Annotated in this window: 20 protein-coding genes; 4 read left to right on the plus strand and 16 right to left on the minus strand. The window is 63.0% G+C overall.

Annotated elements, in window-relative coordinates; genetic code table 11:
• Positions 1 to 1,220 (plus strand): ABC transporter ATP-binding protein (locus VOI29_RS00250; protein WP_323775457.1); only part of this gene is annotated, 1,220 nt, incomplete at its 5' end.
• Positions 1,213 to 2,664: an aldehyde dehydrogenase family protein gene (locus VOI29_RS00255; protein WP_323775458.1), complete on the plus strand. Its 1,452-nt coding sequence runs from the start codon at positions 1,213 to 1,215 to the stop codon at positions 2,662 to 2,664. The genes VOI29_RS00250 and VOI29_RS00255, both read left to right, overlap by 8 nt.
• A 120-nt stretch (positions 2,665 to 2,784) precedes the next feature.
• Here VOI29_RS00255 and pncB read toward each other — a convergent pair whose 3' ends face one another.
• From pncB to pncA, 4 genes are all read right to left on the minus strand, one after another.
• Complete coding sequence (gene pncB / locus VOI29_RS00260) at positions 2,785 to 4,074, minus strand: nicotinate phosphoribosyltransferase (protein ID WP_323775459.1); 1,290 nt, start codon at positions 4,072 to 4,074, stop codon at positions 2,785 to 2,787.
• A gap of 62 nt (positions 4,075 to 4,136) precedes the next feature.
• On the minus strand, positions 4,137 to 6,089 hold the full coding sequence (locus VOI29_RS00265) for a PAS domain-containing hybrid sensor histidine kinase/response regulator (RefSeq protein ID WP_323775460.1): 1,953 nt from the start codon (positions 6,087 to 6,089) through the stop codon (positions 4,137 to 4,139).
• A gap of 26 nt (positions 6,090 to 6,115) precedes the next feature.
• Positions 6,116 to 6,403, minus strand: a complete 288-nt coding sequence (locus tag VOI29_RS00270; protein WP_323775461.1) for a hypothetical protein — start codon at positions 6,401 to 6,403, stop codon at positions 6,116 to 6,118.
• A 72-nt stretch (positions 6,404 to 6,475) separates the two neighbouring features.
• A complete protein-coding gene (gene pncA / locus VOI29_RS00275; RefSeq protein ID WP_323775462.1) occupies positions 6,476 to 7,072 on the minus strand; it encodes a bifunctional nicotinamidase/pyrazinamidase in 597 nt (198 codons plus the stop codon).
• A gap of 179 nt (positions 7,073 to 7,251) precedes the next feature.
• Between pncA and VOI29_RS00280 the strand changes: the two genes are divergently transcribed.
• The gene (locus VOI29_RS00280; RefSeq protein WP_323775463.1) at positions 7,252 to 8,163 is read left to right on the plus strand and encodes a rhodanese-related sulfurtransferase; all 912 of its coding nucleotides are present in this window, start codon (positions 7,252 to 7,254) and stop codon (positions 8,161 to 8,163) included.
• Here VOI29_RS00280 and VOI29_RS00285 read toward each other — a convergent pair.
• The 5 genes from VOI29_RS00285 to VOI29_RS00305 form a co-directional block, all read right to left on the minus strand.
• Positions 8,139 to 8,348 carry a NapC/NirT family cytochrome c gene (locus VOI29_RS00285; protein WP_323775507.1) on the minus strand — a complete coding sequence of 70 codons (210 nt, stop codon included), beginning with the start codon at positions 8,346 to 8,348 and terminating at the stop codon, positions 8,139 to 8,141. The genes VOI29_RS00280 and VOI29_RS00285 overlap by 25 nt on opposite strands.
• Positions 8,349 to 8,423: 75 nt before the next feature.
• On the minus strand, positions 8,424 to 8,708 hold the full coding sequence (locus tag VOI29_RS00290; protein ID WP_323775508.1) for a nitrate reductase cytochrome c-type subunit: 285 nt from the start codon (positions 8,706 to 8,708) through the stop codon (positions 8,424 to 8,426).
• A 6-nt stretch (positions 8,709 to 8,714) separates the two neighbouring features.
• Positions 8,715 to 8,957: a hypothetical protein gene (locus VOI29_RS00295; RefSeq protein WP_323775464.1), complete on the minus strand. Its 243-nt coding sequence runs from the start codon at positions 8,955 to 8,957 to the stop codon at positions 8,715 to 8,717.
• Between the two features lie 990 nt (positions 8,958 to 9,947).
• On the minus strand, positions 9,948 to 12,365 hold the full coding sequence (gyrB, locus tag VOI29_RS00300) for a DNA topoisomerase (ATP-hydrolyzing) subunit B (RefSeq protein ID WP_323775465.1): 2,418 nt from the start codon (positions 12,363 to 12,365) through the stop codon (positions 9,948 to 9,950).
• 85 nt (positions 12,366 to 12,450) lie between these two features.
• Positions 12,451 to 13,044 carry an NAD(P)H-dependent oxidoreductase gene (locus VOI29_RS00305; protein ID WP_323775466.1) on the minus strand — a complete coding sequence of 198 codons (594 nt, stop codon included), beginning with the start codon at positions 13,042 to 13,044 and terminating at the stop codon, positions 12,451 to 12,453.
• Between the two features lie 108 nt (positions 13,045 to 13,152).
• Here VOI29_RS00305 and VOI29_RS00310 point away from each other — a divergent pair, with 108 nt between their 5' ends.
• On the plus strand, positions 13,153 to 13,746 hold the full coding sequence (locus VOI29_RS00310) for a TetR/AcrR family transcriptional regulator (RefSeq protein WP_323775467.1): 594 nt from the start codon (positions 13,153 to 13,155) through the stop codon (positions 13,744 to 13,746).
• Here VOI29_RS00310 and VOI29_RS00315 read toward each other — a convergent pair.
• The 7 genes from VOI29_RS00315 to VOI29_RS00345 all read right to left on the minus strand — a co-directional run bounded on the left by VOI29_RS00315 (position 13,743) and on the right by VOI29_RS00345 (position 23,993).
• Positions 13,743 to 14,363: a LysE family translocator gene (locus VOI29_RS00315; RefSeq protein WP_323775468.1), complete on the minus strand. Its 621-nt coding sequence runs from the start codon at positions 14,361 to 14,363 to the stop codon at positions 13,743 to 13,745. The genes VOI29_RS00310 and VOI29_RS00315 overlap by 4 nt on opposite strands.
• Positions 14,360 to 15,457: a DNA replication/repair protein RecF gene (recF, locus tag VOI29_RS00320; protein WP_323775469.1), complete on the minus strand. Its 1,098-nt coding sequence runs from the start codon at positions 15,455 to 15,457 to the stop codon at positions 14,360 to 14,362. The genes VOI29_RS00315 and recF overlap by 4 nt, the downstream gene beginning before the upstream one ends.
• Before the next feature lie 78 nt (positions 15,458 to 15,535).
• Positions 15,536 to 16,657, minus strand: coding sequence for a DNA polymerase III subunit beta (gene dnaN, locus VOI29_RS00325; protein WP_323775509.1), 1,122 nt, complete (start codon positions 16,655 to 16,657; stop codon positions 15,536 to 15,538).
• A gap of 292 nt (positions 16,658 to 16,949) precedes the next feature.
• Positions 16,950 to 19,400 carry an FAD-dependent oxidoreductase gene (locus VOI29_RS00330; RefSeq protein ID WP_323775470.1) on the minus strand — a complete coding sequence of 817 codons (2,451 nt, stop codon included), beginning with the start codon at positions 19,398 to 19,400 and terminating at the stop codon, positions 16,950 to 16,952.
• 83 nt (positions 19,401 to 19,483) lie between these two features.
• The gene (locus tag VOI29_RS00335) at positions 19,484 to 20,503 is read right to left on the minus strand and encodes a GlxA family transcriptional regulator (RefSeq protein ID WP_323775472.1); all 1,020 of its coding nucleotides are present in this window, start codon (positions 20,501 to 20,503) and stop codon (positions 19,484 to 19,486) included.
• Positions 20,504 to 20,526: 23 nt separating this feature from the next.
• Positions 20,527 to 21,423 (minus strand): homocysteine S-methyltransferase family protein, encoded by an 897-nt coding sequence (locus tag VOI29_RS00340; RefSeq protein ID WP_323775473.1) that lies wholly within the window; start codon positions 21,421 to 21,423, stop codon positions 20,527 to 20,529.
• Between the two features lie 122 nt (positions 21,424 to 21,545).
• A complete protein-coding gene (locus tag VOI29_RS00345) occupies positions 21,546 to 23,993 on the minus strand; it encodes an FAD-dependent oxidoreductase (protein WP_323775474.1) in 2,448 nt (815 codons plus the stop codon).
• Positions 23,994 to 24,005 lie beyond the last annotated feature (12 nt).

Raw genomic sequence — 24,005 nt, forward strand, 5'->3', positions numbered from 1 at the left:
TGCAGCGGGTGGGCCTGCCGGCGGACCGGTTCCCCCTCACGCGCTATCCGCATGAACTGTCGGGCGGCCAGCGGCAGCGGGTGGTGATCGCCATGGCCATCGCCCTGCGCCCCAAGCTGCTGATTGCGGATGAGCCGACCACCGCGCTGGATGTCACCACCCAGGCGCAGATCCTCGACCTGCTGAAGGATCTTGTGCAGGACTATGGCATGGGGCTGCTGATCATCACCCATGATCTGGCCGTCGTTGCGGATCTGGCCGACCGGATCGTCGTCATGCGCCACGGCGAGGTGGTGGAGACCGGCCGCACCAGCTGGCTTTTGCGCAACATGCGCCATCCCTACACGCGGATGCTGTTTGCCGCTTCAAACCATCAGGTGGCGCTGCCGGACCCGCCTGCCCCGGCGCCGCTGCTGGAGGTCAGGAATGCAGTCCGCGACTACAAAACCCCGCGCGAATCGCTGTTTGCCAGGCCCGGCACATTCCGGGCGGTGAACGATGTCTCCTTTACCCTGAACCGGGGGGAGAGGCTGGGGCTGGTGGGTGAGTCGGGCTGCGGAAAATCGACCCTGACACGGGCGATTCTGGGGCTGGAACCATTGCAGGACGGGGAGATTCGCCTTGATGGAGAACTCGTCGCGACTCACCCCGGTCCAACGGTCCGGCGCAAGATGCAGGTGGTGTTCCAGGACCCCTATGGCAGCTTCAACCCGCGCCATAAGGTGGAGCGGCTGATCACCGAACCTTTTTACGCGCTGTCCGATCCGCCGACCGGGGCGGCGCGCGCCGGGCTTATTTCCGAAACCCTCTCCGCCGTCGGGCTAAAGCCTGAAGATGGCGGCAAATACATCCACCAGTTCTCCGGCGGCCAGCGCCAGCGCATCGCCATTGCCCGCGCGCTGATCACACGGCCGGAGCTGATCATCTTTGACGAAGCTGTCTCGGCGCTGGATGTTTCAGTCCGCGCCCGCATCCTCGACCTGCTGGCGGAGCTTTGCGAGGCCTACAGCCTCACCTATCTGTTCATCAGCCACGACCTGAGCGTGGTGCGGACGATCACCGACCGCTGCCTGGTGATGCAGCAGGGAGAGATCGTCGAACAAGGCAGGACCGAGGATGTGTTCTCCAATCCGCAGCATCCCTATACCCGGCAGCTGATTGCCGCAGCCCCGGTGCTGCCGGAGCTGACCGATACCGAAAGGAGCCCGCAGCATGTCTGACCCTCTCTGGTTTGATCCCGCACACTGCCTCATCGGTGGGAAGTGGCGGCCTGCCGCCAGCGGCGGGACCCTGCCGTTGGCAAACCCGTCGGATGGCAGCGAAATCTGCAGGATTGCCCGGGGCAGAGAGGCCGACATAAATGCCGCCGTGCAAGCGGCAGAGGCGGCGCTGGACGGTGAATGGGGCCGCATGACCGCTTTGGAGCGGGGCCGCATCCTGACCCGGATCGGCCGGTTTGTGCTGGAGCGGGTGGAACTGCTGGCCGCGCTGGAGGCGATGGATGTGGGCAAGCCGCTGGCCCAGGCCCGTGCCGATGCGGTGGCATTGGCGCGCTACTGCGAGTTCTACGGCGGCGCGGCGGACAAGGTGACGGGGGAGACCATTCCCTATCTCGACGGCTACACCGTTTATACCCTGCGCGAGCCGCATGGGGTGACCGGCCATATCGTGCCCTGGAATTACCCGATGCAGATCATCGGACGTTCGGTCGGGGCGGCGCTGGCGATGGGCAATGCCTGCGTGCTGAAACCCGCCGAAGAGGCCTGCCTCACGGCGCTGGCTTTTGCTCATATCGCGATGGAGGCCGGGCTGCCCGCCGGGGCGCTGAATGTGGTGCCGGGTCTGGGACGGGACGCCGGCGCAGCGCTGGCGGGGCATCCCGCTGTGCAGCACATCTCCTTTACCGGCTCGGTCAGGACCGGGGCGCTGGTGCAGCAGGCGGCGGGCGCCAATGTGGTTCCGGTGACGCTGGAACTGGGCGGGAAATCCCCGCAGCTGGTGTTTGACGATGCCGATCTGGATGCGGCGCTGCCATTTCTGGTGAACGCGGGCATTCAGAATGCGGGCCAGACCTGTTCGGCCTCCTCCCGCATTCTGGTGCAGCGCGGGGTCTATGACGAGGTGAAGGCGCGGATGGCAGCGGCCTATGGCGCGCTGACCGTGGGGCCGGCAGTCGCGGACTTGCGGCTAGGACCGCTGATCTCTGCCCGGCAAAAGCAGATTGTCGAGGGTTATCTGGAGCAGGGCGCAGACCTGCTGGTGGCGGCGCAAGGCAGCATCGTTCCGCAGGCGCCAAAGACCGGCGCCTATGTGCGCCCCACCCTGTTTGCCGACGTGCCGGAAGACCATGTGCTGGCACGGGAGGAGATCTTTGGCCCGGTTCAGGTGCTGATCCCCTTTGACACGGAGGAAGACGCGCTGCGGATCGCCAACGCGACCGATTACGGGCTGGTCGCCAGCGTCTGGACCCGTGACGGTGCGCGGCAGATGCGGCTGGCGAAACGCCTGCGCGCGGGGCAGGTATTCCTCAACAATTACGGCGCCGGCGGCGGCGTGGAACTGCCTTTCGGCGGGGTCGGAAAATCCGGCCACGGGCGGGAAAAGGGGTTTGAGGCGCTGTACGGATTTTCGCAGCTTAAAACCGTTGCGGCGCATCACGGCTAGGGCCGGCATTCAGGTCAGCAACTATTACCCAATGTTTCGCGCGCGAAACATTGGGGCAGAGGTTCTGCCACTAATTGTACCGCCTTGCCTGAAACCCGCCGCAAGACTGGCAAAGTCTTATCAAACGATTACCGCCTGCCGCTCTTGATCGCCAACGCCGAACACCCGCTTGTAGCGCGCGATTTCTGCCGCCGGTCCCATCGCTTTTTCCGGGTTGTCGGAGAGTTTCACCGTGGGGCGGCCATTGGCGGCAACCGCCTTGCAGACCAGCGAGAACGGCGCCAGCGCGTCGCCGGGGACAAGGCCGCGGAAATCATTGGTCAGCAGCGTCCCCCAGCCGAAGGAGACCTTGGTGCGGGAGGAAAACCGGGCGTGCAGGTCGGCGATCTGCTGCACATCGAGGCCATCCGAGAAAATCACCCGTTTGTCCGCCGGATCCTCGCCCCGCTGCTGCCACCAGTTGATCGCCACCTCCGCGCCCTTGGCCGGGTCGCCGCTGTCGATGCGGATGCCGGTCCAGCCGGCCAGCCAGTCCGGGGCGCGGTCCAGGAAACCTTGGGTGCCATAGGTATCCGGCAGGATGATGCGCAGGTTGCCCTCGTGCTCGTCATGCCAGTCGGACAGCACGTCATAGGGCGCCCGGGCCAGCGCCGCGTCGCTGTCTGCCAGTGCCGAATAGACCATCGGCAGCTCATGCGCGTTGGTGCCGATCGCCTCCACCTCGCGGTGCATGGCGATCAGGCAGTTGGAGGTGCCGGTGAACTTGCCCCCCAGCCCCTCGTGCATCGCCTGCACGCACCAGTCCTGCCACAGGAAGGAATGGCGGCGGCGGGTGCCGAAATCGGCAATCGTCAGCCCGCCGATGCCGCGCAGGCGTTCGATTTTTTCCCAGACCTTGGTCATGGCGCGGGCATAGAGCACCTGAAGTTCAAACCGGCCCATGCTGTTGATCACCGCACGGCTGCGCAGTTCCATCAGCACTGCCAGCGCCGGGATTTCCCACAGCATCACCTCGTGCCATTTGCCCTCGAAGGTCAGCTCATACTGGTCGCCCTTCCGTTCCAGATGGTAGGGCGGCAGGCGCAGCCCCTCGAACCATTCCATGAAATCGGGGCGGAACATCTGCCGCTTGCCATAAAACGTATTGCCGCGCAGCCAGGTGCTTTCGCCGCGGCTGAGCGACAGCGAGCGGATGTGATCCAGCTGCTCGCGCAGCTCGCCCTCGTCGATCAGCCGGGCCAGCGGCACATGGGCGGAGCGATTGATCAGCGAGAATGTCACCGTGGTGTCCGGCTTGTTGCGGAACACTGACTGGCACATCAGAAGCTTGTAGAAGTCGGTATCAATCAGAGACCGGACGATCGGATCGATCTTCCATTTGTGATTGTAAACGCGGGTTGCAATATCCACCGGCAGCCTCGATCATAAGGGTCACTGATTGATAGATTAGCCCGACTGCAGGGGCAAGGAAATCAACCCGCGCGGCGGGCTTGCGCCTGCTGGGCCACCTGGCCCAGCACGTCCAGAAGCGCACTCCGGCTGATCGGCTTGCTCATAAAGTCATCCATGCCGGCATCCAGGCAGGCCTTGCGGTCGGACTCGAATGCGTTGGCGGTCAGGGCCACGATGGCCGGCTGCGGCAGGGCCCCGGCACGGATCGCCCGGGTGGCTTCCAGCCCGTCCATCTGCGGCATCGACATATCCATCAGAATGACATCCGGCGCAAAGTCTTCAAAACGCGCCACGGCCTCGCGGCCATCCTTGGCAAAGGCCAGCGCCACCGGGGTGGATTGCAGGAACTTTTCTATCAGCACCCGGTTCACCGCGTTGTCCTCGGCCACCAGAACCCGCAGCCCCTCCAGTGCCGCGGACCCATCCGGACAGGCCGGTGCAGCGGGCGTTTTTACAGGTTCCGCCAGAGGCGTTTGCAACCCCAGCCGCACCGTGAAACAGGATCCCAGGCCCGGTTCCGACGCGGCCGCGATGCTGCCGTCCATTGCTTCCGCCAAGCGGCGGGAAATGGCCAGCCCAAGCCCGGTGCCGCCAAAGCGGCGGCTGATCGCGGCATCCGCCTGGGAAAACCGCTCAAACACCTTGCCAAGCTTTTCTGCGGCGATGCCAATTCCGGTATCTGCCACCGAGAACACCAGATCGTAGCCGGCCCCCGATGCCGCCGGTTCGGCATCCAGCGTCACCACCACACGGCCCTGTTCCGTGAACTTGATCGCATTGCCGGTGAGGTTCATCAGAATCTGCCGGATCCGCCGGTCATCCCCGCATAGCCGGCAGGGCACGCGGCCCGTGATTTTCAGAACCAGCTCCAGCCCCTTGGCGTCTGCCTGGGCCTGCAGCAGGCGGATCGTTTCTTCAAAGCAGGCGTGCGGATCAAAGTTGACCTGGCTGAGGTTCAGCTCCCCGGCATCCATTTGCGAAAAATCGAGGACATCATTGATCAGCGCCAGCAGGGTATCCGCCGAACTGAGGATGGTGTCGGCGTACAGGGCCTGCTCTTCGGTCAGGCTGCTCTCGCGCAACAGCTGCGCCATGCCGATCACCCCGTTCATCGGGGTGCGGATTTCGTGACTCATCGTGGCCAGGAAGTCGGCCTTGGCGCGGGCGCCTTCCTCGGCAGCGGCACGGGCCTGCTCCAATTGCTGAGCATGCTCCTTGGCCGCGGTGATGTCGCGCTCCACCGCGATCTGGGTTTCCAGATCGCCGGCCGCATTCAGCATCGGCACCTGGTTGGTCTCGATCCAGACCCGCCGCCCGTCCTTGCAGCGGTTGCGGACCTCCACCCGCACAGGCCGCGCATGACGCAGGCTGTCTTGCAGCAGCTGGACCGTCGCAGGATCGGTCTCATCGCATTTCAGCAGATCGCCGGGAAACTGGCCCCGCGCCTCGTCAAAGCTGTAACCGGAGATGCGGGTGAAACTGTCGTTCACCCAGGTGATGCGCCCGTCGCGGTCCATCAGCATCACGCTGTCGTTGGCATTTTTGGCGACCAGCGCCAGGCGCTTGGCCTCCATTTTCTGATCGGAAAGCCGGACATAGGCGGCTTCCAGTTCCTCCTGCTGGAGGGCCTGGGCCAGCAGGACGCTGCGGTTCCGGCTGAAATTGCGCATGACATGGGTCAGAAACCAGATAAACGAGGCAATAAGCGCAAGCAGCCCGGCCAGATGCAGCGAATACACTGGCGCCATGACCGGGGTTTCAACGATCTCCACTGCCAGAAAGACAACCGGCAGCACAGCATAGGTGACAAGTCTGGCAGTGACCGCAAGCGGGTGATACGGCAGCACCAGCCCGGCATTGATCGCCATCCCGGTCAGCAGGCAGATAGTATACAGCGGTTCATAGTGCGCGTGCGACAGCGGTGCCTGCGTTTCGCCCCAGAACGGAACCGACGCCGCCGCGCCAAGCGCCAAGGCGTGCAAAAAGGCGGTCAGCGCTGTCAGCCGCCGCAGCCCCCCTCGCCCATCCCGCGGCGGACCAGATGATCCGCCCGGCGCAGCAGGAGGCAGTCGGCAACATCCCCGGCAACGGCAAGCGCAAAAGCCAGCAATGCGTAAACCGGCGGCACGGCCAGGCCAAGAACGGCGAAGGCAAAGGTCATGAACAGCAGACGGGCCCGGAACGCCCGGACATGGCCGCGGCAATAGCGCAGCAGCAGCTCAAGCGAACCGTATCGCCTGTTGAAGTTGGCCAGCGGTCCATTGCCGGCCCAGTCCGAAGTGTCCATCAATCAGCCTTGGCGTCTGTCCGGGTGCCCGGGCAGCATAGCAACACGTTTGTTAATATTTTTCCACTCCCCTCAAGGCTGCAGGTTCACACCTTCACTCGCCATTCCCTCCAGTGCTGTCTGCAGCGATCCATCCAGATCGATGGCGCGGCAGGCCGCCAGTTCAACCGTGACGGAAAAGCCAAGCCGCGCCGCATCCAGGGCAGTGAAGGCAACGCAAAAATCTGTGGCCAGCCCGGCCAGGGTCAGCGCCGTGATGCCACGGCTGCGCAAGTACCCCTCCAGCCCGGTCGGGGTGGTCTGGTCGTTCTCGAAGAACCCCGAGTAGCTGTCGATTCCCGGCCGGAAGCCCTTGCGGATGATCAGGTCGCCGCCGGTGCGCAGATCCTGGTGAAATTCCGACCCCTTGCTGCCCTGCACGCAGTGATCCGGCCACAGAACCTGTGGGCCATAGGGCATCTCCACCGTGTCGAACGGGGCCTTTCCCGGATGCGACGAGGCAAAGGAGGAATGCCCCGCCGGGTGCCAGTCCTGGGTCAGGATCACGGCGTCGAACCGGTCCATCATCGCATTGATGGGGGCCGTTACCTCGTCCCCGCCGGGCACCGCCAGTGCGCCTCCGGGGCAGAAATCATTCTGCACATCGACAACGATCAGGGCCTCGGTCATCGGCAACTCCTTTGCTGGCTTGCACAATTTGTAGCGATACAGCTGCGTCTTGGGAACTCCTGCTGGCCGACGGCCGCCCGGTGCCGCGGAAAACATATATCCAAAGCCCTTATTTTATTGGCGCCGCGGAGGGGGTTCTTTCTCTTGAAAACCGCGCGCCATGGTTCTAAGGCCGGGGCATGTACACGATTGCTGCCCTCTATCACTTCACCCGTTTCCCCGATCCCGCCGCGATCCGCCCGGCGCTTTTGGAGCTGTGCCAGGCTCAGGACGTCAAAGGCTCGCTGCTGCTGGCGCAGGAAGGGATCAATGGCACCATTGCCGGCCCGCGGGCCGGAATCGATGCGGCGCTGGCGCATATCAGGTCGCTGCCCGGCTGTGCGGATCTGGAGTGGAAAGAAGCCACCGCCGCCGAGCCGCCGTTCGGCAGGATGAAGGTGCGGCTGAAGAAAGAGATCGTGACCATGGGTCAGCCGGACGTGAACCCGCGGGCCTCCGTCGGGCATTACGTCGAGCCGGAGGAGTGGAACGATCTGATCCGGCAGGATGATGTGGTCCTGATCGACACCCGCAATGACTACGAAGTGGCGATCGGCACCTTCGAGGGCGCGATCGACCCCAAGACCGAAAGCTTCCGCGAATTCCCGGCCTGGTGGGAAGAAAACAAGGCGCGTTTTCATAACAAACGCGTGGCCATGTTCTGCACCGGCGGCATCCGCTGCGAGAAATCGACCAATTACCTGCTGGGCCAAGGGGTGGAGGATGTCTACCACCTGAAGGGCGGCATCCTGCGCTATCTGGAGGAAGTGCCGGCGGAGAACAGCACCTGGGACGGCGAATGCTTTGTCTTCGACAACCGGGTGTCGGTCGGCCACGGGCTGGTGGAAGGCCCGCATGAGCTGTGCCACGGCTGCCGCCGCCCGATCCTGCCGGAAGACAAGGCCCGCCCCGGGTTTGAACAGGGCGTGTCCTGCCACCTGTGCATCGATCGGACCTCGGACGAGGACAAGGCACGGTTCCGCGAGCGGCAGAAGCAGATGAAGCTGGCCCGCGCGCGCGGTGCGGATCATCTGGGCAGCATCCCGCTGTAAGCCTGCGGCGCGAAATCAGCCCTTCGAAACGGCCGCGCGGGCGCGGCCGTGCGGTGTGCGGCTGCCCGCCCCGCCAGCGGCGGCCACGCGCCTGCGTGGTCTTTGCCTTCGGCTGCGGCCATGCCAGGCAGCTGGTGGGCGATGCCCTTGTGGCAGTTTATGCAGGTCTTTTCACCGGTGAACAGGAACCGCTCATGGGCATCTGCCGCGCTTGGACTGGCGGGTGATGATCCACCAGGCGCGTTTGATGAAACTCTACATCAGTCAGCCCCGTCCTGTTTCGAATGCACGTAGTCCAGCAGCATGTCGACATCGACAAACTCATTTTCGACCAGCGGCCGCGCATTGGTCTGCACCACATGGCACTGGGTGCAGAAATAGCGCCGCGGGCTGACCGCGCCGAGTGTCCGGCCCTCGCGGTTCATGAAATGGGTGACCGGGATCATCGGCGTATGGCTGTCCTCCCCCGTGGTGCGGCTGTGGCAGGTCAGGCATTTGTTGGAGTTGCGATCGACCTTGTAGTTGTCGGTCTTGTGCGGGATCAGCGGCGGCTAAGCATTCGGCACCACGATGAAGTTGTCGGGATTGCGGGAACCCGGCGGCCCTTCCTGTATCATGTTGGGGGCGGCCTGCATATTGTTGTTCACCTGCCCCCAGCAGCAGTGGATTTTGCCGTCCTTCGGAGCGCGGCTCTGATTCACCGCATGGGAGCCGGCCCAGCCGGGAACGGTGCCTGCAGGAAGTTTCCAGATCTTTTCGGCGGTTGCGCCGTGTTCGGGCATGTTCGCCACCATGTCTGAGCGCTGCCTTGGCGCGTAGAGTAATCCCGTAATCCACCCAGCCGAACGCCAGGTGTTTTCTTCCGGAAAACGTAGTTACCTACCGACTGCAGCCACCGTGGCAACGAGGCTCAATGTGGCCCTCGGCAGTTAAAAATTACAGCAGCGTCAGCGAGAGAAGCCGAGAACGCTGTTCACAGGGAAATACCCGTGCTGATGGTGGTTGGCCCCATCAATGATGGGCATCGGGGCACAACAACTCAAAATTCAGCAGGTAGCAATGCACCGCAGATCTCAAGCGAAGCGTCTGTAGGTGTCCGCTTATTTTTTCGTCTGTGGTGTTACCGGGCAATGACTTGCGCGTACTTTGCGCGCAATTTTTTTCACCACTCCGCGCCATTGCCCTGGAGCCTCCAGAAGTCACCGCCAATGGTGCTGTTCGACCGCAGCACTGCATACTCGCGGTCGAAGCGGTAACATACAAGCCTACAAGCCACGGCTCAATACGCTGAAAGAATGTCAACACCTGAGCCCGCGGTTGAACGCAGTGTCTCCGTCCTCCGTGACACCGTGCACATGAAAGATGGACTTGGCCAAATCCAAACCGCGGTGGAAACTTTCATGGGCTGACTCCTCTCTATCGCAGATTCTGACACCTGCTTTATGGCGCATTGCTACGCCGGGAGCGGGAGTCGTCCACCCCATCTGCTCTCCGCCGTTTTCGTTGTCCTCTCTCTCCCCCCCGCATCGAGCGTTGGAGTTTTGCTGGAACCGTCTTCCGTTGCCCTTCATGGGCAATGGCAAAATTGAGAATAATCAGGGCGCAAGCACGAAGTTCCAAGACCTAACTAAAACACTGACGCGGGGTAATCCTGCCCGACACGGTGCTGGAGAGCATTTTTCTCTACAATCTACTAATAATAAACAATTATTTTAGATTTTGGGCCTCTCGCAGCGCGAAAAACTATGCGCGCCGCGAAGAAATATCCGCTTCCCTACAAGCGATCAGAAATCCAGGTTTTCGACGCTGAGCGCGTTCTTCTGGATAAACTCGCGGCGGGGTTCGACGACATCGCCCATCAGTTTGGTGAACAGGTCATCCGCCTCGACCATATCGTCGATCCGCACCTGCAGCAGGGTGCGGGCATCAGGATCCAGCGTAGTTTCCCACAGCTGGTCCGGGTTCATTTCGCCGAGACCTTTGTAGCGCTGAAGCGAAAGACCCTTTTCGCCTTCCTCCAGGATCGCTTTCAGAAGCTCCAGCGGCCCGTGGATAATCTGGCTGCGGTCGCGGCGGTGCAGCTGGGCAGTGGTGCCGTAGACTTCCTGCAGGCTTTGGGTGAAGCTGCCGGTCTTGCGCGCCTCGCCGGAGCGCAGCATCGGGCCGTCCAGGGTGCGCACTTCCTCGACGCCGCGCAGGATGCGGGCCAGGCGGATGCCGTGATCCTGGGTGATCCGGCCCTGCCAGCCGCGCTCATATTCCAGCGCAATGGCGTCCAGCCGCGCCGCAACCTTGTCGGCGACGCCCTGCAGATCGGAATCCACCGCACCGGGGACAAAGGCGCCTGCCACGGCGGCCTGCTCCAGAATGTGGCGCGGGTAATGGGTCGGGAAGGCATCCAGAACCCGTTTCAGCTGGCGCGCCTCGTCAACCACGCGTTTCAGATCCTGGCCGGTCAGCTCTTCGCCCGTTCCCAGCTTGAGCACCGCGCCCTCGACCCCCTGGTTGACCAGGTAGTCATCCATAGCGGCCTGATCCTTCAGATAGACCTCGGATTTGCCGCGGCTGACCTTATAGAGCGGCGGCTGCGCAATATAGAGGTAGCCGCCTTCGATCAGCTCCGGCATCTGCCGGTAGAAGAAGGTCAGCAGCAGGGTGCGGATATGGGCGCCGTCGACGTCCGCATCGGTCATGATGACAATCTTGTGGTAGCGCAGTTTTTCGATATTGAACTCGTCGCGGCCGATGCCGGTGCCCAGCGCCATCACCAGGTTGCCGATCTCCTGACTGCCCAGCATCCGGTCAAAGCGGGCGCGCTCCACGTTCAGGATCTTGCCTTTCAGCGGCAGGATCGCCTGCGTCTGCCGGTCCCGGCCGGTCTGGGCCGAGCCGCCGGCCGAATCCCCCTCGACGAGGAAGACTTCGGTCTTGGAGGGGTCTTTCTCGGAACAGTCTTTCAGCTTGCCGGCCAGATAATTCACATCCATCGCGGTCTTACGGCGGGTCAGTTCGCGGGCTTTGCGGGCGGCCTCGCGGGCCAGCGCGGCCTCGACGATCTTGCCGACGATCTGCTTGGCCTGGCCGGGGTTTTCCTCAAACCACTCTGACAGTTTTTCCCCGACCAGGCTTTCGACCACCGGGCGCACCTCGGACGACACCAGTTTGTCCTTGGTCTGGCTGGAGAATTTCGGATCCGGCACTTTCACCGACAGCACGCAAGTCAGCCCTTCGCGGGCGTCGTCGCCGGTGAAGCTGACTTTTTCCTTCTTTGCGATGCCCGAGGTCTGCGCGTAATTGTTGATGGTCCGGGTCAGCGCGCCGCGGAAGCCCGCCACATGGGTGCCGCCATCGCGCTGCGGGATGTTGTTGGTGAAGGGCAGCACCGTTTCATGATAGCTGTCATTCCACCACATGGCGATCTCGACGACAATCTCGTCCCGTTCGCCGATGATGTAAACCGGGGTTTCCATCACCGGAGTCTTGTGGCGGTCCAGATATTTGACGAATTCCTTGACCCCGCCCTCATAGAACAGCTCTATCTCCAGCCGCTCGGCCGGGCGCTCGTCAATCAGGATGATCCGCACGCCGGAGTTCAGGAAGGCCAGTTCCCGCAGGCGCTTTTCCAGTGTCTCGAAGATGTACTCGAGGTTGGAAAACGTGTCAGTCGAGGCCAGGAAACGCACCTCGGTGCCGGTCCGGTCGCCGCAATCGCCGACCACTTCCAGATGTTTGGCGGTCTCGCCGCGTTCAAACCGGGCGATATGCTCCTTGCCGTCGCGCCAGATGCGCAGTTCCAGCCAATCGGAGAGTGCGTTCACCACCGAAACACCCACGCCGTGCAGGCCGCCCGAGACCTTGTAGGAGTTGCTGTCGAACTTGCCGCCCGCATGCAGCTGGGTCATGATGACCTCGGCCGCCGAGACGCCTTCCTCCTCGTGGATGCCGACCGGAATGCCGCGGCCGTTGTCGCTGACAGAGACGCTGGAATCGGCGTGGATTTTCACCGTCACGTGGTCGGCGTGGCCCGCCAGCGCCTCGTCGATGCCGTTGTCCACGACTTCATAGACCATGTGGTGCAGGCCCGAGCCATCGTCGGTGTCCCCGATATACATGCCGGGGCGTTTGCGAACCGCCTCCAACCCTTTGAGAACCTTGATGGAATCCGCGCCATATTCTGCGGGGGCCTGCTCGTTTCCGGACATTCGCATCTTCCTGTCTTTGCTTCGGGATTTTATACGAAACCTGGCCGGGATTGTCACGCGCAAGCCCTTTTTTTTCTGGGCAGAATCAGGCCGCCTTGGCCCCCAGCCCGCCAGCCGCCGCAAGCCAGGATTTCACCTTGGTTTCCGGCGCGTCTGTTGCCGGGGCAAAAGTGGTGAAGCGGGTGGGCTTAATGCCCACAAAGCCGAGGATCTGGCGGCTGATGAATGTCTTCACTGCGTTACCGTAGAACAGCCGCAGCAGCAGCGCCGGGGTGTCCGACGTCAGCAGAACCCGGGCCGTCTTTCCTGTCAGCATCGGCGCTGGCAGGCCCATGAAATTGGCGTTGCGGGTGTCAAAGGCCCGCCCGGGCAGCAATGCGCGGTCAAAGACTGCCTTCAGCTTGGCAGGAATCGCACCCCACCACAGGGGCGCGGCCATGACCACATGCTCTGCCCACTCCAGATCCTCCAGAAAGGCTGCCAGATCCGGTTCCAGCGGCTTGGGATCCTTATACCCGCTTTGGCCATAATCCATGTCGAACTGCATCTGCGAGATGTCATGGCTGCGTATTTTATGGCCGTTTTCCTCTGCGGCGGCTTGATAGGCGGCGCACAGCGATTTCGACAGGGATGCTTGGCCGGGGTGGCCGTTCAGGATCAGGATTTTCCGGGCAGACATTTCGGGCTCCACGCATTAAGTTGACCTTGGTCACTTTATTGAATCAAAAGTGACCGCGGTCAATTGCAAAAGTGACCGCGGTCAATAACGAACCCGTGAGGCTCAGACATGACACGCGCACCCCAGAAGCGGCGGCTGGAAACCCGGGCAAAACTGCTAAGTGTGGCGGCAGCCATCGTGCAGGAGCAGGGCTACAGCGGTTTGCGGGTCGAAGATGTGGTTGCCCGGGCCGGCGTCGCCAAGGGCACCCTGTTTTCCCATTTCAAGGACAAGGACGGGCTGCTGGCAGTCCTGATCGGGGAGGAGGTGACGCGGCTGCTCGACGGGATGGAATCCGCCGGGGCCCCTTCGGATATTCCCGGCCTGACCGCCCGCCTCGCACCGCATCTAGACTATGTCGCGCAGGACCGGGTCATTTTCGATCTTCTGCTGCGCTACTCAGGCACCACAGCGGCGGAACCGGATGAGGTGGTTACCGCAAGCTTCACCCGGCAGGTCGCGCTGCTGGCCCGCTGGCTGCAGTACATGCAGGCCGCCGGCAGCATTCGCCAAAGCCCGCCGCCGCAGCTATTGGCAGAAGGCATTCAGGCCTTCCTGAACCATGTGCTGGGCGTCTGGTTCTGCATGGAGCATAACAACGAGGCACCGCCTGCCCGGACGCTGGAGCCTTACCTGAAGGCCTGGCTGCAGCCGCCTGCCTAGAATACCGGAATCAAAAGCCCCACCGCGATCAGCAGGCCGCCGGAGACCAGGTTGATGCGCCGCCGGATCCGCGTCGAGGTCACCGCACGCCGCACCCGGTGCACCATGCCGGCCAATGCAAGATTGCCCGCCAGCGGAACCACGAAAGACAACGTCACGATCGCGGCAACATCCGTCCAGGACGTGGACGTCAGGTCAAAAAAACCGGGCAGAACGCCCATGTAGAACAGAATGGCTTTGGGATTGCCCAGGATCGCCGCTATGCCGGCCATGAACCCCGCCCAAATGCCAGGGCGGGTGAGTGCCCGGTTTTCTTCAACCGCCTCGCCGGCATGGCGGATCAGCAAATAACCCATGCCGAGGAACATAAGGCAGGCCAGCCAGCGCAGCGCGGTCATGATGCCGGTGAATTCCGACACCACCCAGGACATGCCGGCCACGGCGATCAGCGGCCACAGGATGTCGCCGCAAGCCACCCCCGCCGCCAATGGCCAGGCCGCCTGGAACCCGCCCGACACCGAACGTGCCATCAGCGCCAGCCACACCGGGCCGGGAGTCAGGAACAAGATCAGCAGCGCCCCCGCATAGAGGGTCAGATCCCAGGGAGAAACGGTCATTTCTGCAGAACCTCCGAAGTGCCGCCGCTGTCGGACACCTCCAGCACCTGCGCCCGCCCGTCCAATTCGGCAAACAGCTCCGGCCCGGTTCCGGTCATCCAGGCCTGGGTGCCGAGCGTGCAGATCTCGTCATAGAGCGCGGCGCGGCGGGCGGCATCCAGATGCGCGGCGACCTCATCCAGCAGCAGGATCGGCGGCGCGCCTTCCCGCTGCGCCAGCGCCCGCGCGTTGGCCAGGATCAGCGACACCAGCAGCGCCTTCTGCTCGCCGGTTGAGCACTCTTTGGCCGGGATCCCTTTTGCCTGGTAGGTGCCGATCAGATCGGTTCTGTGCGGCCCGACAAGGGTCCGGCCCGCCGCGAGATCCCGGAACCGGCTTTCCTCCAGGGCTTCTTTGAAATCCGCCTCAGACGACGGCATGCTGCCTTCGGACTGCAGCAACTCCAGCTCCGCCGCTGGAAAGGCCGTTTCCGCCTCCGCCTGCGCCAGCTGCAGCAAATCCACTGCCTGCACCCGTGCCGCATGGATCCGGTGCCCGGCGGCGGCCATCCGGTCTTCCAGCACCCGGTACCAGGCGGCGTCGCGCACCTGCTCCTTCAGCAGCCGGTTGCGCTCGCGCATCGCCTTTTCATAGGCCAGCGAGACCTCGGCATGAGACGGCTCGAAACTCAGCGCAATCCGGTCGAGAAAGCGCCGCCGCCCTTCGGCCGCCTCGATCCACAGCCGGTCCATCGCCGGGATCAGCCAGACCACCCGGGCCACCTGCCCCAGCGCAATCTGGCTAGCGGATTTATTGTCGATCTTCACCTGCCGGGCATTGCCGCCCTCGGACCAGGTTTCCACCTCATAGGCCTGCGAGGGCGCCCGCAATTCCCCCTTCAGCTTCCACCCCAGCGCCTCCGGCTGGCGCGCCATCTCCGCCGCGCTGGCCCGGCGCAACCCGCGGCCGGGCGAAAACAGAGACACCGCTTCCAGGATATTGGTCTTGCCCGCGCCGTTGTCCCCGTGAATGGCCACGGGACGCCCGTCCAAACGCAGTTCCGCCCGCAAATGCGAGCGGAAATGGGACAAGGTCAGGGCTGTCAGGGCCAGCACGCGGCGCGCTCCCGTTTCATCTTTCCAAAAATACTCGCGTCCCGCCGCCCGGCAGGGCAGTCAGCACCGTCAGCCGCGTCAGACCCGCATCGGCATCACGACGTAAACGGCGCTTTCGTCGCTGCCTTCGCGCATCAGGGTCGGGTCGCCGGAGGAATTGAACATGAACACGGCGTTTTCCCGGTCCACCTGATTGGCGATCTCCAGCAAGTACTTGGCATTAAATCCGATTTCCAGCCGCTCGTCGTTATAGGCCACTGCCAGCTCTTCTTCCGCGGCACCGCTGTCCGGCGCATTCACCGACAGGATCAGGCGGTCTTCTTCCAGCTGCAGCTTCACCGCGCGGGAGCGTTCGGAGGACACAGTTGCGACCCGGTCCACCGCCTGGGCAAACTCGGCGGCGTCCACTTCCAGACGGCGGGTGTTACCGGCCGGGATCACCCGGGTGTAGTCGGGGAAGGTGCCGTCGATCACCTTGGAGGTCAGGGTGATGTTCGGGGTGGCAAAGCGCACCTTGGTTTCCGAAACCGACACGGCGATGTCCATGTCATCGTCGTCCAGGAGCTTGCGCAGCTCGCCCACGGTCTTGCGCGGCACGATCACGCCCGGCATGTCCTCGGCGCCCAGCGGCAGTTCGGCGTCAATCCGGGCCAGACGGTGACCGTCGGTGGCCACGGCCCGCAGCGCCTTGCCGCCTTCCGTCGCGGTGGAGACATGCAAATAGACACCGTTCAGATAGTACCGGGTCTCCTCGGTTGAGATCGCAAATTTCGACTTGTCGAACAGACGGCGCAGCACCGCGGCCTTGGCGGCGAAGTTCGAGTGGTATTCCGACGAGGCCATCACCGGGAAATCCTCCCGCGGCAGGGTCGCCAGCGAGAAGTTCGACCGGCCCGCCTCCACCGTCAGACGGCCGGTTGCGGCGTCCGCACTCAAGGTGACAAGCGCACCGTCGGGCAGCTTGCGGACAATCTCGTGCAGGGTGGTGGCGGCCACGGTGGTGGCACCGGCGCGCTCCACCTGGGCGGGCGCCTTGTCGACCACTTCGATATCCAGGTCGGTTGCGCGGAACTGGACGCTGTCGCTCTCGGCTTCGATCAGCACATTCGCCAGGATTGGAATGGTATTGCGGCGCTCAACCACAGACTGTGCCTGAGCCACAGCCTTGAGAAGCGTGCCGCGTTCGATGCTGATCTTCATGTCCCAAATCCTCTTCGTCATGCCCGTGTCAGTGGCCGGGACAAGCAACCTACCGGTTTACCCCTGCCGCACAAGGCTTTTATGGATTTCTCCAAGGGTTTCCCGGCGGGGTCAAGAGGCGGCAGGCGGCATTAGGGCCAAACCGTGGAAAACGTTGCCGCAGAACCCGTCGCTGTCCCTGCGGGGACAGGGTTGGATAATCTGGTCGTATCCCCGCGGGGACAGTACCGGAAAACGCCCCGGCGTTGCGGCCGGGGCGTGATACGGGGCGGGCAAAACACTGGAGAGGTGCTTAGGCCTTCACCCGCTCGGATTTCGGATCATACATCGGCTTCAAGGAGGCTTCGGCTTTGACCTTCACACCGCAGACGTCGATCTCGTAAGATGAACCCAGAACATCTGCTGCGCTTTCGCCTTCGCAGGGCACATAGCCCATGCCGATGGCAGCGCCCAGCGTGTGGCCGTAGTTTCCGGAGCTGAGGTAGCCCACATATTTGCCGTCGCGGATGATCGGCTCGTTGTGGAACAACAGCGGCTCGGCGTCAGTCAGCTTGAACTGAACCATGCGGTTCTTGGGACCGGTTTCCTTGCGTGCCAGCACCGCCGCCTTGCCGATGAAATCGTCCTTGCCGGTGGCAACCGCAAAGCCGAGGCCTGCGTCGATGACATTGTCCTCGCAGGTGATGTCATGGCCGAAGTGGCGGAAGCCCTTTTCGATCCGGCAGCTGTCCATCATGTGCATGCCGCAGAGTTTCAGCCCCATGTCCTGGCCGGCTTCCCACAGGGTTTCGAACGCATGGCCGGACATTTCCGCCGGGATATAAATCTCCCAGCCGAGTTCGCCGACATAGGTCACCCGGTGCACACGGGCGAGACCCATGCCCAGCTCGATCTCCTGCGCGGTGCCAAAAGGGTTCACCTCGTTGGAGAAATCGTTGGGCGACACTTTCTGCAGCAGTTTTCGGGCGTTCGGCCCCATTACTGCCAGCACGCCCTCGCCCGCCGTCACATCGGTGAGCACGACGTTGAAATCGCCCTTGTGCCGCATCATCCAGGTCTGGTCGGCCAGACGGGTCACTGCCGGGGTGACCACCAGATAGACGGTCTCCGACAGGCGGGTGACGGTGACGTCAGCCTCGATGCCGCCGCGCGGGTTGAGGAACTGGGTGTAAACGATCTTGCCCGCAGGCACCGAGACATTGGCGCCGCAGATGTAGTTCAGGAAGGCTTCGGCATCCGGGCCTTCGACGCGGATCTTGCCGAAGGAAGACATGTCGTACATGCCGGCGTTTTCACGCAACGCCTTGTGTTCGGCAGCCGAGTTTTCGAACCAGTTCTGCCGCTTCCAGCTGTACTGGTATTCGCGTTCCTGGCCTTCGCCCGCAAACCAGTTGGCGCGTTCCCAGCCGCCGATTTCACCCATCACCGCGCCCTGCTGCAGCAAATGGTGATGGAAGGGAGTGCGGCGCACGCCGCGGGCGGTGGCCTTTTGGCGGTAGGGGAAATGGTCGGCGTACAAGAGGCCCAGGGTCTCTTTCGAACGTTCGAACAGGTAGTGTTTGTTGCCTTGGAACGGGTGCATGCGGGAGATGTCCACATCGCCCAGATCAAACGGTTTCTGGCCGTCTTCCATCCACTGCGCCAGAGCCATGCCAGCGCCGCCGGCCGACTGGATGCCGATCGAGTTGAAGCCCGCAGCAACCCAGAAGTTGTCCATCTCCGGTGCCAGGCCCAGGTGGTAGGCGTCGTCGGGAGTGAAGGATTCAGGCCCGTTGAAGAAGGTATGGATACCGGCCTCGGCCAGCATCGGCATCCGGTTGCAGGCGGCCTCGAGAATGGGCTCGAAGTGGTCGAAATCCTCGGGCAGCTGGTCGAATTCGAATGTGTCGGGGATGCCGTTCATCGCCCAGGGCTTGGCGTTCGGTTCAAAGGCGCCCAGCAGGATCTTTCCGGCGTCTTCCTTGTAGTAGGCGCATTCGTCCGGCACTCGCAGCACCGGCATCTGGGTGAGGCCCGCGATGCCTTCGGTCACGATGTAGAAATGCTCGCAGGCGTGCAGCGGCACGTTGACGCCTGCCATGCGGCCAACCTCTTGTCCCCACATGCCGGCGCAGTTCACCACCATGTCGGCCTCGATATGGCCCTGGGACTGGCCGTCGTCGCTGATCCAATCCACCCCGGTGACGCGGCGGCCGTCCTTGGAGATGCCGGTGACCTTGATGCGTTCCTTGACCAGCGCGCCGCGCTGGCGGGCGCCCTTGGCCAGGGCCAGGGCGATGTTGGCCGGGTCGCCCTGCCCGTCCTTGGGCAACCACACGCCAGCGGTCACGTCGCCGACATTCAGGTGTTCGTAGCGGGCTTTGACTTCCTCGGGCGAGATTTCCTCTACCTCGACGCCGAATGCCCGCGCCATGGCAGCCTGGCGAAAGATCTCTTCCTTGCGTTCTTCGGTCAGGGCAACGGTGATCGAGCCGCAGCGCTTGAAGCCGGTGGCAACGCCGGTTTCCTCTTCCAGCGCGCCGTACAGCTCCTGGCTGTACTTTGCCAGCTTGGTCATGTTGGCAGTGGCGCGCAGCTGGGCGATCAGGCCGGCGGCGTGCCAGGTGGTGCCGGAGGTCAGCTGCTTGCGCTCCAGCAGCACAACATCCTTCCAGCCGAGCTTGGTCAGGTGATAGGCCACCGAGCAGCCGATCACGCCGCCGCCGATAATGACCACGCGGGCCTTGTTGGGAAGATCGCTCATCTCATCGCTCCACAGTCAGTGTTTGCATGTGATTACCATGAGCAGGCGGCGGAAAATGTATCAAAAACGCCAGGCTTCCCCGGCTATTCTCCGGTCTGGAGGATATTCTCCGAACCGTCCTGTCCCAGCCGGCGGCGTTTGCGCAAGGTGAAAGGCGTGATGCCGAAAAAGCTTTTGTAAAGGGAAGAGAACCCGTTCGGGAATCCGCAGGCGAGGCCGATTTCGCGGACGCTCATCGTGGTGTTGAGCAGCAGGTTATTGGCTTTGGAGAGCCGCATTTCACGGTAGAAACCGTTGGGGGTGGTGCCCAGGAAGGTCTTGAACTTGCGTTCAAGGGAGCGGGTCGAGATGCCGAGTTCATCCACGATTTCGCTGATCGGCGCCGGTTCCTCGATATTGTCCTGCATGATGCGGATGCAATGGTCCAGGTCGCTGTCGCCGGTGATCGTCGGTTTGGCGCCGGCAAAGGGCTGCAGTGAGGAGAAATCGCGCACCTGTTCGTGCAGCATGATGTTGCCCACGGTCATCTGCACCGCGGCAGAGGTGAGCCGCCCGACCAGAGCCAGTGCGATGTCGATTGTGGAGCCCATGCCAGCGCAGGTCACCACCAGCCCGTCCTCGCTGGCCAGCGCATGGCTGGAATCGTTCAGCCCCATGCGCTCGCGCAGCAGGGCAGAGTTTTCCCAATGGGTGGTCAGCCGTCCGGCCGTACCGCCCTGGTCGCGGATATAGCGGGCGGCGGCCTCGGCCAGCAGATAGACCTTGATGCCGCGGCAGGTGTAGCTGGAGATCACCCGCCCCAAGCTGAGGCCCGGATGATCCGGATCCGAGTTACCCAGGAAGAAGGCGAAATCCGCGTCCGGTTTTGCTGCAAAGGGTTCGGTATCCAGGCTGAGGCCTGCCCGACAGCCGACCCGGCCGCCCTGCAGCGAGCGCACCGTCCACTTGAACGGCGGCTGTGCCAGCACCCGGTTGGCAATGCGCAGCACTTCGAGAAGCGCCGACATCTCGATCAGCACAAATCCTTCGGTGACGATGATGTCGATATTCCAGACCCGGGCCGGGGCCGGGGCGGCGGGTTTGAGTTTTTCCGGAGTAGCCATGCAGATCCCCCTGCCAGACGATGTCATACGATCCGGTGCCCGGCCGCGCGCAGCCGACGGGCCAGTTCGGAAATATGATGCGGGCCGACTTCGCAGCAGCCGCCCACGATTGCGGCGCCCTGGGCAACCCAGGCCATCGCAAAATCCGCATAGGCCGCCGGCCCCAGATCCTGGCGTTGCTCCAGCGCATCCACGGTGGCGGCGTCCTGCAGGAAACCCTCGGATATCCGGGTGAACCCGTTTGCGAAGGCCCCAAACGGCTTACCGAATCCTCTCACGATATTCAGTCCTTCGCCGATGACCTCGGGCCGGGAACAGTTGAGCAGAACCGCATCGGGCTGGAACTCCTCGATTATCTGGGCAAGCGATGAAAGCGGCTCTCCGGAACGCAGCAGGGTGCCATCCTCGTCCTTGACGGAGGCGGCCAGCCAGACCGGCTTATCCGTGCCCAAACAGCCCATCAGCGCGCCTTTGGCATGCTCTATTGAGGAGACCGTCTCGATCAGGAAGAGGTCGGCTGAAGGCTCCAGCAGCGAGACCAGCTCGGCGTAGATATGTTTCGCTTCGTCCTGCGGCGGACAGATGTCCGGGCGGTAAGAGGCGATCAGCGGGCCAAGCGCTGCAGCGACCCGGCCGGAGCCATGGGTGTTCCGTGCGGCGGCCGCTTGAACAGCTGCCGTTTCCAGTAGTTCTTCGAAGCGGCCTTCCAGCCCGGCGCGCTGCAGCCGGTCGCGCAGAACCGCATAGGTGTTTGTGGTGGCAATCGTGGCGCCTGCGGCGAAGTAATCGGCATGGATGCCGCCGACCACTTCGGGCCTGTCAAGCATCACTGCGGTGGACCATAGGGGGGTTGCCCGGTCGCCGGACCGTTTGACAACCTCCTGCCCGATCGAGCCGTCAAGAAGCGTGATCTCAGCCATACCGGACTGTCCTTTCCGTGGAGCGCCTGCGCCGCCAGGATACATGAAACGATCCGGCGGCGCAGGCTGTCTTTCTTTGCGGCGTCAACCCGGACCGCTACAGCCCGGACTCATGGCCGTTATCAGGCGCGCAGGCGCTCGTTGACCGGATCCCACAGCGGTTCGTCTTTCTGGACCACCGCTCGGCATTTCTGGCCGTAAATTTCGACCTCCAGCTCGGTGCCCGGCACCGCAAGGTCGCTGCGCACCATGCCCAGCGCAATCGAGGCGTTGACCCGGTAGCCCCAGTCGCCCGAGGTGGTCTCGCCCACGATCCCGCCATCTTTCCAGATGCAGGACATATAGGGTGCATCCGCATCGCCAGCCTCGACGATCAGGGTCACAAAGGTCTTTTTCGGACCTTGCTGCTTTTCCCTTTGAATAGCGGCCTTGCCCGGGAAGCCCTGCGGCTTGTCCAGTTTGATAAACCGCTCCAGCCCGCCTTCGAGCAGGGAGAAATCGGTGGACAGATCGCCCTTCCAGCTGCGGTAGCCTTTTTCAATGCGCAGAGAGTTCAGCGCATACATGCCAAACGGTTTGGCGCCGCCTTCGATCAGGGCCGCATAGATCTCTGCCTGATGCTCGTTGGCACAGTGGACTTCCCAGCCCAGTTCGCCGGCATAGGAAACCCGCGCCAGGAAGGCGGGCTTGCCTGCGACGGTGGCTTCCTGGTGGGTCAGCCAGCCCAGGGACAAGTCGGCGTCAGAGAGGCCCGCAAACAGCTCACGCGATTTCGGACCGGTGACAATCATGGTCGCAAAATCGGTGGTGCGATCAGTCAGGGTCAGGCCTGCGGGCAGTGCCTTGCGCAGGATCTCGAAGTCGTGCCACTGGGCCGAGCCTGCGGTGATCATGGTGAAGTGGTCTTCGCCATGGCGGATGCAGGACATCTCGGTCAGGATGCGGCCGCGCTCGTCCGCAATGTAGACCAGGTTCATCCGGCCCGCTTTCGGCAGGCCGCCGGTGACCAGGCCGCGCAGGAATTCCGCGGCGCCTTCACCCTCCAGGTTGAAGCGGGAGAAACCCGGCAGATCCAGCACGCCGACGCTGTCGCGGACCGCCTCGCATTCTTCCTTGATCCGCTGCTGCCACGGGCCGGAGCGGCCCCAGGTATGGGTAGCCTCTTCAGAGGTGTCGTCACCGGGTTTGGCAAACCAGTTGGCGCGTTCCCAGCCGTTATAGGCCCCCATCTGGCCGCCCAGTTCCTTGATCTTGTCATGGACCTGGCTGACCTTCTTGCCGCGCGCGGCCGGCCATTCGTGGTGCGGGAAGTGCATGGCGTATTCGTTGCCGTAGACCTCCATGCCTTTCTTGTCGCAGTAATCCTGGTCGGTGTAGTCGGTGTAGCGGCGCGGATCGACTGCCCACATGTCCCACTCGGTCTGTCCATCGACGATCCATTCCGCCAGCACCTTGCCCGCGCCGCCGCCCTGAGCGATGCCGAAGGTGAATACACAGGCCTCGAACGCATTGTCGACACCCGGCATAGGGCCAATCAGCGGCAGACCGTCGGGGGCATAGGGGATCGGCCCGTTGATCACGCTGGAGACGCCCGAGGCAGCCATCAGCGGCACCCGCTCCATCGCATCGGTCACGATGTCCTCGATCCGGTCCAGATCGTCCGACCACAGCTGGAACGAGAAATCGTCCGGCATCCGGTCGTCGTCGGTCATCCAGTGGCCTTTGCAGTTCGGCTCGTAAGGGCCGAGATTGTAGCCGTTCTTTTCCTGACGCAGATAATAGGACACGTCCACGTCGCGGATCAGCGGCAGTTTTTTGCCGTGTTCCTTGCTCCAGGCTTCCACCTCATCGATCTGCTCGGTCAGCAGATACTGATGGGACATCACCATCATCGGTACGGTGCGGCCGCCAAAGGGTTTGAACCATTCCCCGACACGCTGGGCATAATACCCAGCCGCGTTGACCACGTAATCACACTCGATGTCACCCTTTTCGGTGTGCACGACCCAGGTCTTGTCTTCCTTTTGGGTCACACCGGTGGCCGGGCAAAAGCGAATGATCTTCTGCCCCATGTCGCGCGCGCCCTTGGCCAGCGCCTGGGTCAGCTGCGCCGGGTCGATGTCGCCGTCCGACGGGTCCCACAGAACGCCTTCCAGGTCGTGGGTTTCCAGGAACGGGTAGTTCGCCTTGGCCTGTTCCGGAGTCCACATCTCCATCCCGATGCCCTGGTAGCGGCCCATTGAACAGGCGCGCTCGAACTCCTGGATCCGCTCCTTGGTATGCGCCAGCCGGATCGAGCCGGTCTGGTGGTAGTTCATCGGATAGTCGACCTCTTCGCCAAGTCGCGCATACAGCTCGGTCGAATAGCGCTGCATGTTCATGATCGCCCAGGAGGTCGAGAAGGTCGGCACATTGCCGGCCGCGTGCCAGGTCGAACCGGCGGTCAGCTCGTTCTTTTCCAAGAGCACGCAATCGGTCCAGCCTTTCTTGGCCAGATGATAAAGCGACGAGGCGCCGATGACGCCGCCGCCGATGATGACCACGCGGGCCTTGGTTGGAAAATCAGACATTGTCGCTCCCTA

Origin of the sequence: Leisingera sp. (genome assembly GCF_034669605.1) — a bacterium.
Taxonomy (GTDB): domain Bacteria; phylum Pseudomonadota; class Alphaproteobacteria; order Rhodobacterales; family Rhodobacteraceae; genus Leisingera.

What these genes read in the sequence shown, in the direction of transcription:
- VOI29_RS00295 (WP_323775464.1), bottom strand. Translation starts at nt 8,957, where the DNA reads ATGGTGGCGAACATGCCCGAACACGGCGCAACCGCCGAAAAGATCTGG.
- VOI29_RS00345 (WP_323775474.1), bottom strand. Translation starts at nt 23,993, where the DNA reads ATGTCTGATTTTCCAACCAAGGCCCGCGTGGTCATCATCGGCGGCGGC.
- VOI29_RS00310 (WP_323775467.1), top strand. Translation starts at nt 13,153, where the DNA reads ATGACACGCGCACCCCAGAAGCGGCGGCTGGAAACCCGGGCAAAACTG.
- pncA (WP_323775462.1), bottom strand. Translation starts at nt 7,072, where the DNA reads ATGACCGAGGCCCTGATCGTTGTCGATGTGCAGAATGATTTCTGCCCC.
- VOI29_RS00340 (WP_323775473.1), bottom strand. Translation starts at nt 21,423, where the DNA reads ATGGCTGAGATCACGCTTCTTGACGGCTCGATCGGGCAGGAGGTTGTC.
- VOI29_RS00255 (WP_323775458.1), top strand. Translation starts at nt 1,213, where the DNA reads ATGTCTGACCCTCTCTGGTTTGATCCCGCACACTGCCTCATCGGTGGG.
- gyrB (WP_323775465.1), bottom strand. Translation starts at nt 12,365, where the DNA reads ATGTCCGGAAACGAGCAGGCCCCCGCAGAATATGGCGCGGATTCCATC.
- VOI29_RS00270 (WP_323775461.1), bottom strand. Translation starts at nt 6,403, where the DNA reads ATGGACACTTCGGACTGGGCCGGCAATGGACCGCTGGCCAACTTCAAC.
- VOI29_RS00280 (WP_323775463.1), top strand. Translation starts at nt 7,252, where the DNA reads ATGTACACGATTGCTGCCCTCTATCACTTCACCCGTTTCCCCGATCCC.
- VOI29_RS00305 (WP_323775466.1), bottom strand. Translation starts at nt 13,044, where the DNA reads ATGTCTGCCCGGAAAATCCTGATCCTGAACGGCCACCCCGGCCAAGCA.
- VOI29_RS00335 (WP_323775472.1), bottom strand. Translation starts at nt 20,503, where the DNA reads ATGGCTACTCCGGAAAAACTCAAACCCGCCGCCCCGGCCCCGGCCCGG.
- VOI29_RS00330 (WP_323775470.1), bottom strand. Translation starts at nt 19,400, where the DNA reads ATGAGCGATCTTCCCAACAAGGCCCGCGTGGTCATTATCGGCGGCGGC.
- dnaN (WP_323775509.1), bottom strand. Translation starts at nt 16,657, where the DNA reads ATGAAGATCAGCATCGAACGCGGCACGCTTCTCAAGGCTGTGGCTCAG.
- VOI29_RS00315 (WP_323775468.1), bottom strand. Translation starts at nt 14,363, where the DNA reads ATGACCGTTTCTCCCTGGGATCTGACCCTCTATGCGGGGGCGCTGCTG.